Annotated in this window: 18 protein-coding genes; 15 read left to right on the forward strand and 3 right to left on the reverse strand. The window is 66.5% G+C overall.

Going from position 1 to position 16,564, the window contains the following annotated elements; translation table 11 throughout:
• Window positions 1–3 precede the first annotated feature (3 nt).
• Window positions 4–1,383, forward strand: a complete 1,380-nt coding sequence (locus ACFWHR_RS02905; RefSeq protein WP_382446765.1) for an alkylhydroperoxidase domain protein — start codon at window positions 4–6, stop codon at window positions 1,381–1,383.
• Here the strand turns inward: ACFWHR_RS02905 and ACFWHR_RS02910 are convergent.
• Window positions 1,334–2,176, reverse strand: a complete 843-nt coding sequence (locus tag ACFWHR_RS02910; RefSeq protein ID WP_382446766.1) for a helix-turn-helix domain-containing protein — start codon at window positions 2,174–2,176, stop codon at window positions 1,334–1,336. The genes ACFWHR_RS02905 and ACFWHR_RS02910 overlap by 50 nt on opposite strands.
• 144 nt (window positions 2,177–2,320) lie before the next feature.
• On the opposite strand from ACFWHR_RS02910, the gene ACFWHR_RS02915 reads away from it, so the two are divergent.
• The 3 genes from ACFWHR_RS02915 to pdxT all read left to right on the forward strand — a co-directional run bounded on the left by ACFWHR_RS02915 (window position 2,321) and on the right by pdxT (window position 4,741).
• Complete coding sequence (locus ACFWHR_RS02915; protein WP_382446767.1) at window positions 2,321–2,842, forward strand: VOC family protein; 522 nt, start codon at window positions 2,321–2,323, stop codon at window positions 2,840–2,842.
• Between the two features lie 226 nt (window positions 2,843–3,068).
• Window positions 3,069–3,992 carry a pyridoxal 5'-phosphate synthase lyase subunit PdxS gene (pdxS, locus tag ACFWHR_RS02920; RefSeq protein ID WP_382446768.1) on the forward strand — a complete coding sequence of 308 codons (924 nt, stop codon included), beginning with the start codon at window positions 3,069–3,071 and terminating at the stop codon, window positions 3,990–3,992.
• Window positions 3,989–4,741: a pyridoxal 5'-phosphate synthase glutaminase subunit PdxT gene (pdxT, locus tag ACFWHR_RS02925; protein WP_382446769.1), complete on the forward strand. Its 753-nt coding sequence runs from the start codon at window positions 3,989–3,991 to the stop codon at window positions 4,739–4,741. The genes pdxS and pdxT overlap by 4 nt, the downstream gene beginning before the upstream one ends.
• A gap of 31 nt (window positions 4,742–4,772) precedes the next feature.
• Here the strand turns inward: pdxT and ACFWHR_RS02930 are convergent, their stop codons facing one another.
• A complete protein-coding gene (locus tag ACFWHR_RS02930; protein ID WP_382446770.1) occupies window positions 4,773–5,396 on the reverse strand; it encodes a helix-turn-helix domain-containing protein in 624 nt (207 codons plus the stop codon).
• 74 nt (window positions 5,397–5,470) lie between these two features.
• Here ACFWHR_RS02930 and ACFWHR_RS02935 point away from each other — a divergent pair, with 74 nt between their 5' ends.
• From ACFWHR_RS02935 to ACFWHR_RS02960, 6 genes are all read left to right on the forward strand, one after another.
• Entirely contained in the window at window positions 5,471–6,493 is a 1,023-nt protein-coding gene (locus ACFWHR_RS02935; protein ID WP_382446771.1) for an NAD(P)/FAD-dependent oxidoreductase, read from the forward strand.
• Window positions 6,494–7,201, forward strand: a complete 708-nt coding sequence (locus ACFWHR_RS02940; protein WP_382446772.1) for a class I SAM-dependent methyltransferase — start codon at window positions 6,494–6,496, stop codon at window positions 7,199–7,201.
• Window positions 7,202–7,339: 138 nt separating this feature from the next.
• Complete coding sequence (locus tag ACFWHR_RS02945) at window positions 7,340–7,921, forward strand: SipW-dependent-type signal peptide-containing protein (protein ID WP_382446773.1); 582 nt, start codon at window positions 7,340–7,342, stop codon at window positions 7,919–7,921.
• A 6-nt stretch (window positions 7,922–7,927) separates the two neighbouring features.
• On the forward strand, window positions 7,928–8,596 hold the full coding sequence (locus ACFWHR_RS02950) for a SipW-dependent-type signal peptide-containing protein (RefSeq protein ID WP_382446774.1): 669 nt from the start codon (window positions 7,928–7,930) through the stop codon (window positions 8,594–8,596).
• Between the two features lie 28 nt (window positions 8,597–8,624).
• Window positions 8,625–9,884 carry a signal peptidase I gene (locus ACFWHR_RS02955; RefSeq protein ID WP_382446775.1) on the forward strand — a complete coding sequence of 420 codons (1,260 nt, stop codon included), beginning with the start codon at window positions 8,625–8,627 and terminating at the stop codon, window positions 9,882–9,884.
• The gene (locus ACFWHR_RS02960) at window positions 9,881–10,450 is read left to right on the forward strand and encodes a hypothetical protein (protein ID WP_382446776.1); all 570 of its coding nucleotides are present in this window, start codon (window positions 9,881–9,883) and stop codon (window positions 10,448–10,450) included. The genes ACFWHR_RS02955 and ACFWHR_RS02960 overlap by 4 nt, the downstream gene beginning before the upstream one ends.
• A 25-nt stretch (window positions 10,451–10,475) precedes the next feature.
• Here the strand turns inward: ACFWHR_RS02960 and aspS are convergent, their stop codons facing one another.
• Entirely contained in the window at window positions 10,476–11,819 is a 1,344-nt protein-coding gene (aspS, locus tag ACFWHR_RS02965; protein WP_382446777.1) for an aspartate--tRNA(Asn) ligase, read from the reverse strand.
• A gap of 67 nt (window positions 11,820–11,886) precedes the next feature.
• On the opposite strand from aspS, the gene ACFWHR_RS02970 reads away from it, so the two are divergent.
• The 5 genes from ACFWHR_RS02970 to ACFWHR_RS02990 all read left to right on the forward strand — a co-directional run bounded on the left by ACFWHR_RS02970 (window position 11,887) and on the right by ACFWHR_RS02990 (window position 16,536).
• Entirely contained in the window at window positions 11,887–12,531 is a 645-nt protein-coding gene (locus ACFWHR_RS02970; protein ID WP_382446778.1) for a histidine phosphatase family protein, read from the forward strand.
• A complete protein-coding gene (locus ACFWHR_RS02975) occupies window positions 12,528–13,193 on the forward strand; it encodes a TlpA family protein disulfide reductase (protein WP_382446779.1) in 666 nt (221 codons plus the stop codon). Before ACFWHR_RS02970 ends, ACFWHR_RS02975 begins: the two co-directional genes overlap by 4 nt.
• Before the next feature lie 2 nt (window positions 13,194–13,195).
• Window positions 13,196–13,939 carry a cytochrome c biogenesis CcdA family protein gene (locus tag ACFWHR_RS02980; RefSeq protein ID WP_382446780.1) on the forward strand — a complete coding sequence of 248 codons (744 nt, stop codon included), beginning with the start codon at window positions 13,196–13,198 and terminating at the stop codon, window positions 13,937–13,939.
• The gene (locus ACFWHR_RS02985) at window positions 13,923–15,587 is read left to right on the forward strand and encodes a cytochrome c biogenesis protein ResB (protein ID WP_382446781.1); all 1,665 of its coding nucleotides are present in this window, start codon (window positions 13,923–13,925) and stop codon (window positions 15,585–15,587) included. The genes ACFWHR_RS02980 and ACFWHR_RS02985 overlap by 17 nt, the downstream gene beginning before the upstream one ends.
• Before the next feature lie 142 nt (window positions 15,588–15,729).
• Window positions 15,730–16,536, forward strand: a complete 807-nt coding sequence (locus tag ACFWHR_RS02990; RefSeq protein ID WP_382446782.1) for a FadR/GntR family transcriptional regulator — start codon at window positions 15,730–15,732, stop codon at window positions 16,534–16,536.
• Window positions 16,537–16,564 lie beyond the last annotated feature (28 nt).

The raw sequence follows: 16,564 nt of genomic DNA on the forward strand, positions 1-16,564 counted from the left end.
ACCATGACCGAACCCAAGCCCGCGGCGGCGACTTTGCCTGCCGTTGCCGACGTTATTGGCGCGTTGACCGGCATCGCCGCCGGAGACCAGCTTGACCGGGTGCGCGACCGTCGCCCCGAATCGAAAGAGCACGCTCAGGGCAGCTTCAACGCCCTGTTCGTGCCGGTCGACACCGCGCACGTGTCACTGCCTGAGCGGGCTGCGGTCGCGCTGTTCGTCGCGCGCCTGCACGAGGAGCCCGAGGCCGTCGAGTTCTACGGTGCGCTGCTGCGCGAGACCGGCGGGGGCGCCGGGCTGGAGCCGCTGATTGTGGCCGAGGCGGGTCGCGCTGCCGGATCGGGCCCATACGGCGCGTTCCGCGCCGAGAACGCCTCCGAGAGCGTCGCCGGGCCCGAGTACACCGTGGCATCGGTCGAGGCCGCCTACGCGCTCGGCGATCGACTCGCGGCGGCGCTCGAGCACGCTCACATGCTCGTGCTGCACCCGCGCGACGCGAGCCGCGAGCGTTTGCAGCCGCTGCTCGACGCTGGCTGGAGCACGACCGGGGTCGTCACGCTCTCGCAGCTCGTGTCGTTCCTCGCCTTCCAGCTGCGCGTGGCGCACGGGCTGCGCGAGTTGCGCGAGAGCATCGGCGGGGCTGCGTCTGCGGCGACGGCTGTTGCGGATGTTACGGCCGTGTCCGCCGCCACGCGAGATTCGCTTGAGGCGCTCGCTGCGACCGTGGCGCGCGCGGCGCGGGAGCGCGTGGGAGAGGAGGGCGCCGCGGCTGCGGCCTCCGCCCCGAGTGTCACTGAGCAATTGCCGGCAGCGCCCCGCGTCACCGAGCCTCCGCGCTTCACGCAGGACGTGCTCGGCTGGAAGCCGTGGCTCGAACCGCTGCCGGTCGCCGAATTTACTGAGTCGCACTACGACGCCCTCGTGCAGCGCGACCGCGTTCATATGCCCTACTTCCGGCTGCTCGCCCGTGACCCCGAGGCGCTGCGCGAGCGCACACTCACGGACATCGACATCTTCTTCAATACCGACGCTGGCCTGCCGCGCGCCGAACGCGAGCTCGCCGCGGCCGCGGCTTCCCGCTACAACGGATGCGTATTTTGCGCCTCGGTGCACTCGCGTTTCGCCACCGAACAGGGCGCCGACCGGGCCGAAGTGCAGCGGCTGCTTGACGAGGGTGTCACCGCGCGTGTGGGAACCAGGATCGACGCCATCGTCGACGCAACGGTCGCTCTGACGGCGACTCCGCCCCGATTCGGTCAAGCCGAGCTCGCCACGCTGCGCGAGGTGGGGCTCGACGAGCTTGAACTACTCGACTCAATTCAGGCGGGGGCGTTCTTCAACTGGGCGAATCGCCTGATGCTGTCGATCGGTGAGCCTTCGCTATAGGGGCGGCCGCGTCACGACGGTACTCGCTCGGGGTGACGCCCAGCACCGCCTTGAAATCAGTTGAGAAGTGCGCGTGATCGGTGTAGCCGAGGGCTGCGGCGAGCTCAGCGATGCTCGCCGTCGGGTGGTCGCGGAGCCGTTCGGCGGCCTCTTGGAGGCGGCGCCTGCGAATCATCGCGTGGAGGGGAAGCCCAAACGCGCGCTCCGCGATTCGCTGGAGCGTGCGCGGCGACACGTGCAGCCGCTCAGGCAGCTGGTCGACGCGGGTGATTGACGGATCCCCGAGCAGCTCGCCCAGTGCGTTCGCGAGCTCGCCATCGCCCGCGCGCGCTGGCAGCGGTACACGCTCGGCGATCCAGCGCGAGAGTGCGTCGATAGCGGCTGCGCGCCGTGCCTCTCCGGGCACGGTTGCGTCGGTCATCGCGGCGACGATCGCCGCGTGCAGTGCGGGGTCGGCGACGCTGCGGGTTGCATCACGCAGCTCGGCCGGCCGCAGATCGAGCGCGCGGGTGGCTGCGGGCCTCAGCAACGCGCCCACCGCCCAGCCGGCTCCCGTGAGCACGCGCTCGGAACGGCGGGTCGCCGGGCCAATCGCCTCGATGCCCGCGGGGTCGACGACGAGGTTGCACGCTGGGAACGGCAGCACGTGCTGCCGCGATTCAACGCCGTCAGGCAGCTGCCACTCGGGCACCCAGAACCACTGCACGGCGTGCGAGATGTCGGTGGCGGCCGGCACACGGTGAAACTCCGGAAGACGATCGGGGTAGAGCACGCCGCGCCGATCCTGCTGCATGGCCCCTCTTCTCGCTGCTTCGCTGCTTCGTGTGCGCTAGTTCGTGCCCGCTAGCTCGTGCCCGCTGCTTCGTGTGCGCCGCGATCTGTGCGGGTGGCGCGAATCTGCAAGACGGCGCCCTGTTCACGATCTTACGATGAAGCCATGAGCACAGAAACCACCCCGAATGCCGCGCCCTCGCGCGCCGTGACCGGCGCGCACGCAACGAACGGCATGCCCCATGGATCAACGAGCTTGACCCCGTTCCTCGCGATTCCGAACGCGGCCGCGGCGATCGAGTTCTATCGCGACATTTTCGGCGCGCGCGTCGTGGACACGACTGAGTTCGGGGGGCTGGTGGCGCACGCTGAACTCGACTTCGGCACGGGGCATCTGCAGCTGGGCGAACCGATGCCCGACTATCACCTCGTCGCGCCCCCGGCAGGCGACGACGATTGCTATTCGATGGGGATCTACGTCGCCGACGTTGACGATGTGGTGGAGCGCGCCGTCGCGGCAGGCGCCGTGGTGCGCGAGCCCGCGACCGACTTCGTGTCGGGCGACCGCTTCGCGAGCATTCGCGACCCGTTCGGGGTGCGCTGGTCAGTGCTGACCCGGGTCGAGGATCTGTCGGAGGAGGAGAGCGTCGCCCGAGTCCGAGAGTGGGCGGCGTCGTACGAGGGGTAGTGGTTGGGGGCTCCCGCCCTCCCTCCCTACCGTTCGCCCTCCCTCCCTCCCGTTCGCCCCGAGCGGGGTAACTTTTGACGCGTGTCGAACCTGCAACACGCGTCAAAAGTTACCCCGCTTCGGGTTTTTTGGGGAGGGGCGGGGCGGAGGGGGAGGAATTGGTTCATTTGGATTGACTTGTTTTGGATCTTGAGGGGGACCACTTGCCCGCGGCAGGCTGAACAGTATGACCGAAACGACTACTGCTGACACGTCCGCCTCGACCATCTCTTCTACCGGATCACCACTCGTGAAGCGCGGCCTCGCCGACATGCTGAAGGGCGGCGTGATCATGGATGTCGTGACCCCCGAGCAGGCGCGCATCGCCGAGGACGCTGGTGCTGTTGCCGTCATGGCGCTCGAGCGCGTCCCCGCTGATATTCGCGCACAGGGTGGGGTTGCGCGCATGAGCGATCCGGACCTGATTGACGCCATCAAAGCAACCGTGTCCATCCCGGTAATGGCGAAGGCTCGCATCGGCCACTTCGTCGAGGCTCAGGTGCTCGAAGCGCTCGAGGTTGACTACATCGACGAGTCGGAGGTGCTGTCGCCCGCTGACTACGTGAACCACATCGACAAGCGCGGATTCACGGTGCCGTTCGTCTGCGGCGCGACGAATCTGGGCGAGGCGCTCCGGCGCATTGCAGAGGGCGCAGCGATGATCCGCTCGAAGGGCGAGGCCGGCACTGGCGATGTCTCTGAAGCCACGAAACACATTCGCACGATCCGGCGCGAGATTGCCCGCCTCACGACTCTCGGCACCGATGAGCTGTATGTCGCCGCGAAAGAGCTTGCCGCGCCCTACGACCTCGTCGCCGAAATTGCGGCCACCGGGAAGTTGCCCGTCGTGCTCTTCACCGCCGGCGGGGTCGCGACGCCCGCTGACGCGGCGATGATGATGCAGCTGGGAGCGGATGGCGTATTTGTCGGATCCGGCATCTTCAAGTCGGGCGAACCGGCTAAGCGCGCCGCCGCGATCGTTCGGGCGACGGCTCGTTTCGATGATCCGAGTGCCATCGCCGATGCGTCGCGCGGGCTTGGCGAGGCGATGGTCGGCATCAACGTGACGGATCTCGCGGCCCCGCACCGGCTGGCCGAGCGCGGCTGGTGAGCCCGTCCGACCGGCGGCTTACGGTTGGAGTGCTCGCGCTGCAGGGGGGCGTCGCCGAGCACGTCGAGATGCTCGAACGACTCGGCGCGCGCATCACGATCGTGCGCCGCGAAAGGGACCTCGCGGGCGCCGACGGCCTGCGGGTCGATGCGCTGGTCCTGCCGGGTGGGGAATCGAGCACGCAGGATCGGCTACTCCGCCTCTTCGACATGGCTGCGGGTCTGCGCGGGGTCATCGAGCAGGGCGTGCCGACGCTCGGAACCTGCGCCGGGCTCGTGCTGCTCGCTCGGGAGGTGCATGATCCGGCTCCGGGGCAAGGCTCGCTTGCCGTCTTGGATGTTGCGGTGCGGCGAAACGCTCTCGGCTCACAGGTGGAATCGCGCGAGGCCGAGATCGCGGTCGATGCCGGGGATGTTGTCGGGCAGCGGGAGGGCCGCGTTCGTGCCGCGTTGATTCGGGCGCCCGAGGTGGTCTCCGTCGGAGACGGTGCGCGCGCGATATGCCGGATCGACGGCCGTGTGTTCGGCGCGACGTCGGCGGTTGAAAGCGAGGCGTCGACATCGGAACCCGACGCAGTTCTCGCTGGCAGCGACCGCCCGAAGAACGACCGCCCGATGCGACTCGGCTCGGTGACGGGTATCGCGTTCCACCCGGAGCTCACGGTCGACCCGGCGTTCCACCGCGCGCTGCTCGCCCAAGCTGCTCGGCCGACCGGCCGACCGGCCGACGCCGAGCGGGGCAAATTCTGACGGGTGTCGCGACCGCAACACCCGTCAGAAGTTACCCCGCTTCGGGTTGAGCGGTGGTGGGTGGGGTGGTGGGGGTTGGGGTGGGGGTGGCCGACGCCGGGAGGCCCGGACCACTGTGGAGGTGCAGTCGTTCGCCGACCGAGTTGAAGATGCTGATCACCTCGCATCCGCGGGCCCCCTCAGCTCGCATGCGGTGCGGCACGGAGGTGTCGAACTCCGCGGCCTCGCCACGACCGAGCACGTGTTCGCGGTCGGCGAGCGTGAGCCGCAGCTTTCCCGACAGCACGTAGAGCCACTCGTGCCCCTCGTGCACCTGCAGCTCACGCTCGGGCGCATCTGGGTGGTACGTGATCTTGAACGCCCGCACTTCGGACGCCTCCCTGGTGAGCGGCGCGATGGTCATGCCGTCGCGGCGAATGGTGGTGCGGTGCACGCGAGGGTCGCGATCCGGCGCGTCGAGCAGGTCATCGACCCTGATGCCGAGCTGCCTCGTGAGCGGCAGCAGCAGTTCCAAGCTCGCCTGACGCTTGCCCGATTCGAGTCGCGAGAGCGTGCTCGGCGACATTCCGGCGCGCTCGGCGAGATCTTCGAGGGTCCAGCCGCGATCTTGCCGCGCAGACCGCAGCCGCGGCCCGAGTCGCTCAAGCTCGTTCATGTGTCGACTCCTCACGGTTTGCCAATAGTGCAAGACAGATTGCAAGTATTGCACGCGGGCCTGATGCTGAACGTATGACTTACACACACTGGGATGCCATCGTGATCGGCGGCGGGGCCGCCGGGCTCAGCGCCGCACAAGCCCTCGGGCGTTCACTGCGCCGCACGCTCGTAATCGACGGCGGCCTGCCCCGCAACCGCTTTGCTTCACATATGCACAACGTGCTCGGCCTGGACGGCACGCCGCCGCTCGAGCTCGTTGCGCGCGGCCGAGCCGAGGCAGAGGCGTACGGCGTCGAATTTCGAACCGGCGCGGTGCGCACGGTGCGCGACGGCACTGCTGACACGCACGAGACAACGAGTGCCGGATCGCCAGCCCCCGACCGCGCCACCGCTCCCAGCGGGTTCGTGTCGATCGAACTCGACTCCGGCGAGACACTGCTGACCCGCGCCGTCGTTGTCGCCACTGGTGTCACCGATGAGCTGCCCGAGATTCCAGGTCTCGCGGAGCGCTGGGGTGCGAGTGTGCTGCACTGCCCGTACTGCCACGGTTGGGAGGTGCGCGGGCAACGCCTCGCGGTTGTGACCACATCGCCCATCGGACTGCACCAGGCCAAGCTGCTGGGTCAGTGGAGCGACAACCTGACCGTCTTCACCGCCGGGCTCGTTGACGACGCGGGGGTCAGTGCACTCGACGCCGTAACCGAGCGCGGGCTGCTTGCCCGCGGCGTGCACCTGGTCGCGGCCCCCGTCACCGAGGTGGCGGGTGATGGCGCGCAGGTAACCGCCGTCCGCACGGCAGACGGGCAGGAATACCCGGTCGACGCCGTCTTCACCGGTTTCTCGATGGTGCCGCACGACAGTTTTCTGCGGGACCTCGCGCTCGATCGCAGTGAGACGCCGATGGGAGCGTTCATCAGCGTGGACCCGATGCAGCGCACCAGCCACCCGCGTATTTGGGCGGCGGGAAATGTGGTCTCGCCCGCGGCATCAGTGCCGATGGTGATGGGCGCAGGCACTCTGGCGGGAGCAGCCGTAAACGCAGCGCTCGTCGAAGAGGACATTGCGCTCGCCGCAGCAGAGAGGGCAGGGATCTGAATGAATACGCACACCCACGGAGCCAGCCACGACCACGGTGCCCATAACAATCGCGAGTTGCCAGATGCTCTGACCGACCCTGTCGAATTCTGGGAGGGGCGCTACGGTTCTGCTGAGCGGGTCTGGTCGGGCCGAGTGAACGGCACCCTCGCCGACCTCGTCGGCGACTGGTCGCCCGGTAGCTCGCTCGATCTCGGCAGTGGCGAAGGCGGCGATGTGCTGTGGCTTGCTGAGCGAGGTTGGCGAGCCACCGGCATCGATTTGTCGGCGACGGCCATCGCGCGGGCGCAGCGCGCGGCTGCAGAATCGGCGTTCACCGGTGCCACATTCATTGCGGCCGACCTCGGCGACTGGGTTGATGATCCGGCATCGATTGATCGAAGTGATGAGCCGTTTGACCTCGTCACCGCAAGCTTTTTCCAATCGCCCGTGGCATTGCCGCGCGAGCGCATCTTGCGTGCCGCGGCGAACCACGTCGCAGCCGGTGGTGCGCTCGTGATCATCGCTCACGCGGCGGCGCCCGAATGGTCAGAGCACCACGACGCTGAGTTCCCGACGCCGGCGGAGGAGCTCGCGACGCTCGAGCTGTCACCGCACGAGTGGGTGGTCGACGTCGCCGAGGTGCGGGAGCGCGAGGCCCTCGGTCCCAACGGAACCCCAACGCTGTTGCTCGATTCGGTGGTGGTTGCCCGCCGCAAGCGCAACTAGCGAGCTGCCCGGATCGTCGCCCGGATGATCCCACGGGTGAATGATCGCGCAAGGCCTGTTGCAAACCCCTCTGACGTCGTAATCTGTCACCATAGTGCCGCCATAGCTAGGTGGGAAGAATTACAGGGGGTTACCGAAATGGCTTCTGATCAGGTACAAACAACTGCTTCGCCGAAGCGTGGCTGGACGAAAGCGCGGGCGATACTCGCTGGCGGTCTCGTGCTCGGAGTCGGCGCGGCGATCACTCTCGCTGCGTGGACCGATAACGAGTGGGTCACGGGCCTGTTCGGGAGCGGTAACTTCGGCATTGAGGGTTCGACCGACGGCACCGCATTCACCGATCACGAGACCGAGGCTGGCGCGGCAGTGCTGAACTTCCAGGTCGGCGCCGACAACCTCGCTCCGGGCGACGCGGTGTACGCCGGATTCGCGGTGCGCCTCGAGCAAGACTCCACCTATACGGCAGACGTTTCAGTCGCGCAGGTGATTGATCCGGCGCTCGTTGGTGTCACCGCCGATTACGTCTTTACGACGACATTCGGCTGCGACACCGCCGCCTACGCCGCGGGGTCTGACGAGAATGCCGCGAGCTTCACGCTCGATACTCTCGCCGACGTCTCGTATGTCTGCTTCCGTGTGAGTGCCGACGATACGCTGCCGCAGGGTGTTGACGGCAATATCACCTGGGACTTCACCGGCGTCTCGGGCACCTCGCTGTAGGCCGCCATGAGTCGCGACAGCCGACAGGCAACTTCGCCAACGGGCGGGCACGGTCACGGCACACGACCCGGTCGCTGGTTCACAAAGGCGAGGGCAGTCCTAGCGGGCGCCCTCGTGCTCGGGGTGGGCGGATCGCTCACCCTCGCGGCGTGGACCGATACCGAGACCGCGCAGGCAACCTTCACCGCCAGCACATTTGGGATCATCGGTTCGGTCGACAACGGCGCGACCTATGCCGAGCACCCCTCGACGGCGCCAGCAGCGCTGAGTTTCGTTGTGGCCCCGACGGCCATGTCGCCGGGAACGACCACGTATTCGAAGTTCCTCGTGCGCACGACCGATGCGACGAATGTCACGGGAACTGCATCGCTGAGCGCCGCGACCACCACCACTTCTACGGCGACGAACCTGGGAGGGTTTCTCACCTACGGCGTGCGTGTCATTGCGGCGGGAGCCACCTGCGACTCGACGTCGTTCGCAGCATCTACGACGATTCTCGTTGCCAACGGCAGTGCATTGACGGTTGCCGGCACGGGGACGTCTCCGCTCGCTGCCGCGGGCGCCAGCCCGGTCGCTTACTGCTTCGCGGTCACACTGCCCGCGGGTACGGCGAATGCGGCGCAGGGGATGAACACGACCGCGACGTGGACGGTGACGGGCACATCGACCTCATAGTCAGCGTTCGCACGAAAGGGGATGAGCGATGACACGGGACAGGACGGGCCGAGTCATCGGGAGCGTGCTGCTGAATATCGCGGCGCTCGGCGGCCTCGTGTGCATCGTGCTCGTGCTCCTGTCGATGATCTTCAATGTGACGCTCATCATGTTCAAAACGGGATCGATGTCGCCGACGATCCCGACGGGCTCGCTCGCGGTTGTCCGCGAGATTCCGGCATCCGAGATCGAAGTCGGCAACGTGCTCACGGTTGAACGCGCCGGAATGCTTCCCGTCACCCACCGTGTGACTTCGGTCACGGGATCGGGCGACACCCGCACCATCACCATGAAGGGTGATGCGAACGACGCAGAAGACCCGGCGCCGTATACGGTGAAGGAGGCCCGCATCGTCATGATGTCGGTGCCTGAACTCGCCAAGGTCGTCGTGTGGTTCTCGAATCCGTGGGTGCTCGGCGGCCTCACCATGGGCGCTTCGGTGCTCGTCACCTGGGCATTCTGGCCCAGGAGGTCGAAGGACTCCCGGCCCCCGCGCCACGGCACGGAGCCTGCGGATAATCAGGATCAGGATCAGGATCAGGATCAGCGCCCAGGGCGCATCGCCGCTGCCGGTGGTGCCGCACTGTGCGCGCTCGTACTCGGCATCACGGGCGCGGTACTACCGCACGGTGAGGCTGCCGCGGCTTCCCTGCCGAGTGCCGCGCTGCCGAGTGCCGCGCTGCCGAGTGCCGCAACGCCCGTGGTGACGCGCGGCGAACACATCACGCTTACGTCAATCGGTGATGCGGACGCAATGCGTACGATGCGTGCCGGGGTACCCGTGCCCTGGCAGGTCGGCGTGAGCGTCGACGCGAGTGACCCCGGAGCCGTGCAGGTGACACTCGAATCTGCCGGATCGCGTGACCTCGGGCTCGTCGTCGACGTCCGCAGTTGCAGCGTCGAGTGGGCGAACGGCGTGTGCGGCGGCGTTGAGCGCGCAGTCGGTACGCAGGGTCCGGTCGATGTCGGCGCTGCTGCCGTCCCCGTGACTGCGCTGCGAAGCGCCGAAGAAGTGTGGCTGCTGGTCTCCGCGACGATTCCCGAGCCCGCGACGGGCCAGGTCGCACTGACGCTCCGCGCCACCGGCAGCGGTGACGACGTGTCAACCACCCCCGGTCCGCTGACGACGCTGCCGGTAACCGGCGCTTCGCAGGCGTGGGTGCTCGCCATCGGCGGCGTTGCCGCAGGGCTTGTCGCAGCCGGTGCAGCGTCGGTGCTGCGCGGTCGGCGGAGGGCGGCGCAGCCATGAGATGGCTCGCGGTGCGGAATCCGCGGCGTGAGGCCGGTCGTCTGAGCGTGCGCACGCGACTGGCTGCGGGGATCGTCGCGCTCGGGGTCGTCGCCGCGTGCATCGCTCAGCCGCCGCAGGAGACCGAGGCCAAGTGGGTCGATGCCGAGGTCGGGCGCGCGACCTTCACGGCGCTCACGGTGCCGACGCCGATCAGTACCGCGAACTGCGTGACGACGCCCGGATTGCTCGGCGCCGACCCGCGAGTTACGATCTACTGGCGGCCACCGGCGTCGGCGACGGGATACACGTCGGCGAACGCCGAGTACGGATACGTTTCTGGCGGGGGCCTCATCCCGGTCACCGGTCCGCTGCTCGGGAGTGTGGCCACGACGGGTACTCCCACCGCGTACACAACGGTGGTGGGCGCCGGGTTGCTTGGCGGTTTACTCGGCGGCAGCATCGTATTCGGCATCCGCTTCGTGGGCCCGGGCGGCTGGCAATCATCATGGCTCGTCGCCACCGCCACGATGGGTCTGGCCGGAACAAACCCAACGTGCACGCTCAGTACTCGCCCGAGCACCTAGCCCGGCAGCCTGCGGAGGGCGCGGGCTACGGGAGTAGGCGGTTCGGGCCGCGGAAGAGGTAGGTCACCTCGCGAATCGACTGCTGCTTGAGCAACAGCATCAGCACGCGGTTGAGGCCCATGCCGAAGCCACCGTGCGGCGGCACGCCGTAGCGGAAGAAGTCGAGGTAGAAGCCGAGCTCGGCCGGGTCCATGCCCTTCTCGACCGCCTGCGCCTCAAGTACCTCGATGCGGTGCTCGCGCTGCGCGCCCGTGGAGATCTCGGTGCCGCGGTAGATGAGGTCGTAGCTCTCGGTGAGCTGCGGGTTGTCGGCATTGCGCATGTGATAGAACGGGCGAATCGACGAGTCGTACTCGGTGAGGAACACAAAGTCGTGGCCGAACTTCTTGCGCACGTGCGCGGCAATCCGGCGCTCGCCCTCCGGGTCCATGTCGGCGTCGGCGCGGGGCACCTCGTAGCCCTCGGCCTTCACGATCTCTTTGGCCTCGGCGAGGGGGATACGCGGGAACGGACGAGTCGGCACCTCGACCTCAATGCCGAAGAGCTTTTCGATCTCGTCGCCCAGCTTCTCTTTCACGGCGGTGAGACCCGCGACGAGCAGCTCCTCGTGGAGCTCCATGACGTCCTCGGGGGAGTTGATCCAGCTCAGCTCAGTGTCGATCGAGGTGAACTCGGTCGCGTGGCGTGAGGTGAACGAGTGGTCGGCGCGGAAGGCCGGCCCGACCTCGAAGATGCCGCCGAAGCCCGCGGCCTGCGCCATCTGCTTGAAGAACTGGGGGCTCTGCGCCAAGAAAGCCTTGCCCTCGAAGTACTCGACCTCAAAGAGCTCAGCGCGTGACTCTGACGCGCTCGCCATGAGCTTGGGCGTCTGAATCTCGATGAATCCGCGATCGACCCAGACCTGGCGCAGCGCGTGCAAGAACGCGGTCTGCACGCGGAAGACGAGGTTCTGCTCGGGGCGACGCAAATCGAGGAAGCGCCAGTCGAGACGAACGTCGATGCCCGAGTCCCCGGCAACGGGGTTGTCGGGGAGCGACGTCGTGACGACCTCGATCTCTTCGATCTGCACCTCGACGCCGCCAAGCTTGACGCGCTCGTTGTGCTGCAGCTCGCCAACAACCGTCACGAACGACCCCTGGGTCAGCTCGGAGATCGTGGTGGTGCGGGGCACGAGAATATCGGAGCGCGGGTTGTCTGCGTCGGGCTCGCGCAGCACGCCGCCATTGACGAGCTGCACAGCGCCAGACTCGTCGCGCAACACGACGAACTGCACGTACCGCTGGTCGCGCACCTTTTCAACCCATCCGGAGACACGCACGGTGCCGTCCTCGCGGGCGGCCAGGTCCTTGATCAATACACGCTCAGTCACCCCGACAGTCTAGCTGTCGCTGTGATGGCCCCCGAACTCACAGATATGGCGAACGTACAATGGACCCGTGAGCGACAAATTGCTGCATTTGGTGCGCCACGGCGAGGTCCACAACCCCGACCGTGTGCTGTACGGACGCATTCCGGGCTTTCGCCTGTCCGAACGCGGCCATCAGATGGCCGAGGCAGCGGCTCTGGAGATCGCGGGCAGTGACCGCGTGGTGACCAAGTTGTTCGCGTCACCGCTCGAGCGTGCCCAGCAGTCGGCGCGGCCCATCGCGAGTGCGCTCAGCCTTGAGATTGCAACCGAAGAGCGCATCATCGAACCGACGAATGCGTTCGAGGGCATGGTGAACTCCGGTCCCGACGGTGTCTTCAAGAACCCCAAGTACTGGTACCGCTTCTGGAATCCGTTTCGCCCGAGCTGGGGCGAGCCCTACCGCCAGATCGCTGACCGCGTGCGTTCGGCGATGGATGACGCCTGGGCCTCGACGCGCGACGGCGACATCGTGATGGTGTCGCACCAGTCGCCGATCTGGCTGGCTCACCTCGACGTTGCCGGCAAGGCACTGTTTCACAACCCCGCTTCGCGCCGCTGCGAGCTGTCGAGCATCACGACCTTCGAAAAGCGCGGCGAGCGCTGGTTCGAGGTCGATTACCGTACCCCCGCCGCCGGCCTGCTCGACGACGCCGTAGATGTAGGAGCCGTATGAGCTTGCGACGCACCGGATCAGCGGTCGCCCTCACTCTGTCAGCGCTATTGCTGCTTGCCGGATGCAGCGGGGAAGGCTCTGACCTCGCCTCGCAGTATCGCGAGGGCAGTGACAAGGGATACGTCTCTGGTGACGGATCCTCCCTGAGTATTCCTGCCGAGAAGCGCACCGAGCCGGTCGAGTTCTCGGGTGAGGACGAGAGCGGCAAGACCTTTGGTTCCGCCGACACCCTCGGCGACGTCACCGTCGTGAACTTCTGGTACGCCGGGTGCGCGCCGTGCCGCGTGGAGGCGCCCGACCTGGTCGAGGCATACGACGAGTTCTCGAGCCAGGGTGTGCAATTCGTGGGAGTGAACACCCGAGATCAGGTCGCGCAGGCGCAGCAGTTCTCCGAGGAGTTCGGCATCGAGTACCCCTCGATCATGGACAACGCGGGCGGTCGCTCGGTGCAGCTTGCGTTCGCAGGTCAGGTGCCGCTGAATGCGGTTCCGACGACGCTGGTGCTGGATCGCGAGGGGCGTGTGGCGCACCGCGTATTGGGGCAGCTCGCCGCTTCATCCCAGCTCCGCACCTTGATCGACGAGACGCTCGCTGAGGAAGACGGCGGTTCTACCGACAGCACCTCTACCGACAGCACCTCTACCGACAGCACCGAGCAGTAGCGGTGGACCTGCAGGGCATCGTCGCTGACGGGCAACTGCTCGTCGCTTCGCTCATCGCAATCGCGGCGGGGCTGCTCTCGTTCCTGTCGCCGTGTGTGCTGCCGCTGGTGCCCGGGTATCTCGCGTACGTGGGATCGACGGCGACGTCTGCGCCGGGTGAACGCGCTCCGCGCGCCCGCGTGCTGTTTGGCTCGTTGCTGTTTGTGCTGGGCTTCACGGCCGTGTTCGTCGCGGTGATCGCGGCGGCTGGCACGGTGGGCGTGTGGCTGATCGAGTGGGAGAACCTCATCACCCGCATCATGGGGGTGCTGATCATCGTGATGGGGCTCGTCTTCATTGGGCTCTTCACGAAGATGCAGTCGACAAAAAAGATGCGCATCAAGCCGAAGTTCGGTCTCGCAGGGGCGCCGCTGCTCGGGGCGGTCTTCGCGATCGGCTGGACTCCGTGTATGGGGCCGACGCTGAGCGTCATCATGAGCCTGAGTCTGCAGCAGGGGTCGGTGCCGCGGTCGGTGGTGCTCGCGATCGCGTACTGTATCGGTCTCGGGCTGCCGTTTATTCTCGCGGCTTTCGGTTTTGGGTGGCTCACGCACACCATGACATTCTTTAAGCGGCATATTCGTGCCGTGAACCTGATCGGCGGCGGGCTGCTGATCCTCATCGGTCTCGTAATGGTGACCGGCCTCTGGAGCAAGATGATGTACGCACTGCAGGCGGTGATTGGCGGATATGTCACGCCCCTCTGATTACGACGATGGCACCGGCGCCGGCGGGTCGCTCCGCGCCGAGTCTCCCGAGATCGGCCTGAAGGGCTGGTTGCGGTGGTTCTGGCGCCAGCTCACGAGCATGCGTGTCGCACTCGTGCTGCTCCTGTTGCTCGCGGTCGCTGCGATTCCGGGATCGCTCGTGCCGCAGCGAAGCGCAGACCCGAACGGCGTTATTCAGTACCAGGCTGAGCACCCGAAGCTCTTCCCGATCCTTGACGCATTCCCGATCCAGGCGTTCGATGTCTACGGGTCTGTGTGGTTCTCAGCGATCTACTTGCTGCTCTTCATCTCGCTTATCGGCTGCGTGATTCCGCGCATTACGCACCACTGGCGTGCGTGGCGTGGCAAGCCGCCGAAGACGCCCGCGCGTCTGCAGCGCATGGCCGGATTCTCCGAGGTGCGGGTATCGAACCCCGAAGCGGGCGACGAAGAACGCGCCGCGTTCGCCGAGCGCGCCATCGCTGAAGCGGCGCGGCTGCTGAAGAAGGCGCGCTACCGCACCGAAGTGCAGCGTGTGTCACGCGGCGGCGTCGAGACGGTCTCGGTGTCGGCGGAGCGCGGGTATCTGCGCGAGACCGGCAACCTGATCTTCCACATCTCGCTACTCGGTGTGCTGATCAGCGTGGGGGTAGGCGGCTTGTTCACGTTCAATGGGCAGAAGGTGCTTGTCGAGGGCGAGACCATGGTGAATCAGCTCATCGACTACGACACGGTAAACACGGGGCGCGGCTTTGATTCGTCGAGCCTTGAGCCGTTCGGCCTCACTCTCGATTCGCTCGACGTCACGTACGTCACCCCGGACGACGGCAATACGCACGCGATCGGGCAGGTGCGCGATTACACGGCAAACCTGCAGCTCATTGATCCTGATGGACAGAAGAGCGACGAAACCATTCGCGTGAATCACCCGCTGCGCGTGCACGGATCGCCGATCTATCTGATCGCGAATGGGTACGCGCCCCGCATCACCGTGAAGAACGCTGAGGGCACCGTCGTCTACAGCGAGGCTATGCCGTTCATTCCGCAGAACAACATGACGATGACCTCGCTCGGCGTCGTCAAGGTTCCCTATGGCCTCACCGATACGGCGGGCGACAGTGTTCAGGTCGGCCTGCGTGGGTTCTTCTACCCGACGAAGACCGAGCTCGACACTGGCGCCTACACGTCGAACTACCCCGACCTCGAAAACCCGGTGCTCACGCTCGACGTGTTCGTCGGCGATCTCGGCATCGACGATGGCGTTCCGCGCTCGGTATATTCGCTCGACACATCGAACATGAAGCAGCTCACGGGACGCGCTATCGACAAGGATTCGCTTGAGCTGACCCCCGGTCAGACGACCGAATTGCCCAACGGCATGGGGACGATCACCCTCGACGATGTGCCGCGGTATGCGTCGTTCGATGTGATGCGGAATCCCGCTCAGGAGTTCGTACTGATCTTCGCGCTGCTCGCGCTCGGCGGGCTCGTGTGGTCGTTGTTCGTGCCGCGCCGACGCATGTGGGTGAAGGCTGTGCCGTCCGCTGACGGCGTCGTGCTGCAGTACGCGGCGCTCGCGCGTGGCGACGATCCGGCACTCGAACGGGCAATTGACGAACTGCGCGATCAGCACCGCGACGGCCTGTAGCGGGCGCGGGGCCGATGGGCAGGTCACGGTTGCGCGATCCGCGGCCCTGAATGCCATCTGCCGCGGATAACGGCGTGGCGAGCGCCGTATACTAGCGAAATCGTGGCACGCTCTGTGCGATCGCGAGAATCGGAGGAGAACGATGAGCATTCAGGTGCCATCTGCAACCCCGAATCGACTTCGCAACGCAGCGCTCGCGCCCATCGGAGACGAGGGACGCATTGAGTTGGTTGAGTCTCGAATCGTCCAGGCCATCACGGCGGGCGCGTTCACTGAGGGTGAGCGTTTGCCCAGCGAGACTGAGCTATCGGCCCTGCTCGGCGTAGCCGTGGTCACTGTTCGTGAGGCGCTCAGTAATTTGCGGCATCGCGGTTTGATTGAGACCCGACGCGGTCGCAACGGCGGTAGCTTCGTGCGGCTGAGTCACGGCTCGATCGAGGAATCCAACGCCCGCGCCCTGCGCTTAATGTCGCGTGTCGCGCTTGCCGACCTCGCCGTGCACTATGAGGCCGTGTGTGGTGCGTGCGCTGAGTATGCGTGCCAGCGTGCCACTCAAGGCGAGCTTGATCTGGTCGCCACGGTGCTCGAGCGCGCACGCGGCCTCGACCGGGTTGCCTGGCGTCGCCGCATTACCGAGGTGCAACTCGAACTGGCCGCGCTCAGCCAGTCGGTGCGGTTGACCAAAGCGCACGTGCGCGTGCAAACCGAGTTCACGCCGCTACTCGCGCTGCAAGACATCGACAAGCAGGCTCGGGCCGCGACGCAGGATGCGCTGATGGCTCAGATTCGTGCGACGCGCGAACGAAACGTAAACGGTTCGCGTAATGCGGTGCGTGAAACCGTGCGGGCATCGGCGCGGTGGCTCGTGAGTCTCCAGGCCGATTTGCTCGCGGTTCCGCACGACGAGGATCTTCGTGCCACACTGGAAGCGCGTCGCCGGGAGCGCTAACTCACGCGCTCAGTGGTGGCTTCAACGG

This window comes from Leucobacter sp. NPDC058333 (assembly GCF_042726155.1).
Classification (GTDB): domain Bacteria; phylum Actinomycetota; class Actinomycetes; order Actinomycetales; family Microbacteriaceae; genus Leucobacter.

Bases quoted from the DNA above. Each gene is read 5' to 3' on its own strand.
- ACFWHR_RS02905 (WP_382446765.1), top strand. From the start codon at position 4: ATGACCGAACCCAAGCCCGCGGCGGCGACTTTGCCTGCCGTTGCCGAC.
- ACFWHR_RS02910 (WP_382446766.1), bottom strand. From the start codon at position 2,176: ATGCAGCAGGATCGGCGCGGCGTGCTCTACCCCGATCGTCTTCCGGAG.
- ACFWHR_RS02915 (WP_382446767.1), top strand. From the start codon at position 2,321: ATGAGCACAGAAACCACCCCGAATGCCGCGCCCTCGCGCGCCGTGACC.
- pdxS (WP_382446768.1), top strand. From the start codon at position 3,069: ATGACCGAAACGACTACTGCTGACACGTCCGCCTCGACCATCTCTTCT.
- ACFWHR_RS02930 (WP_382446770.1), bottom strand. From the start codon at position 5,396: ATGAACGAGCTTGAGCGACTCGGGCCGCGGCTGCGGTCTGCGCGGCAA.
- ACFWHR_RS02935 (WP_382446771.1), top strand. From the start codon at position 5,471: ATGACTTACACACACTGGGATGCCATCGTGATCGGCGGCGGGGCCGCC.
- ACFWHR_RS02940 (WP_382446772.1), top strand. From the start codon at position 6,494: ATGAATACGCACACCCACGGAGCCAGCCACGACCACGGTGCCCATAAC.
- ACFWHR_RS02945 (WP_382446773.1), top strand. From the start codon at position 7,340: ATGGCTTCTGATCAGGTACAAACAACTGCTTCGCCGAAGCGTGGCTGG.
- ACFWHR_RS02950 (WP_382446774.1), top strand. From the start codon at position 7,928: ATGAGTCGCGACAGCCGACAGGCAACTTCGCCAACGGGCGGGCACGGT.
- ACFWHR_RS02955 (WP_382446775.1), top strand. From the start codon at position 8,625: ATGACACGGGACAGGACGGGCCGAGTCATCGGGAGCGTGCTGCTGAAT.
- ACFWHR_RS02960 (WP_382446776.1), top strand. From the start codon at position 9,881: ATGAGATGGCTCGCGGTGCGGAATCCGCGGCGTGAGGCCGGTCGTCTG.
- ACFWHR_RS02975 (WP_382446779.1), top strand. From the start codon at position 12,528: ATGAGCTTGCGACGCACCGGATCAGCGGTCGCCCTCACTCTGTCAGCG.
- ACFWHR_RS02985 (WP_382446781.1), top strand. From the start codon at position 13,923: ATGTCACGCCCCTCTGATTACGACGATGGCACCGGCGCCGGCGGGTCG.
- ACFWHR_RS02990 (WP_382446782.1), top strand. From the start codon at position 15,730: ATGAGCATTCAGGTGCCATCTGCAACCCCGAATCGACTTCGCAACGCA.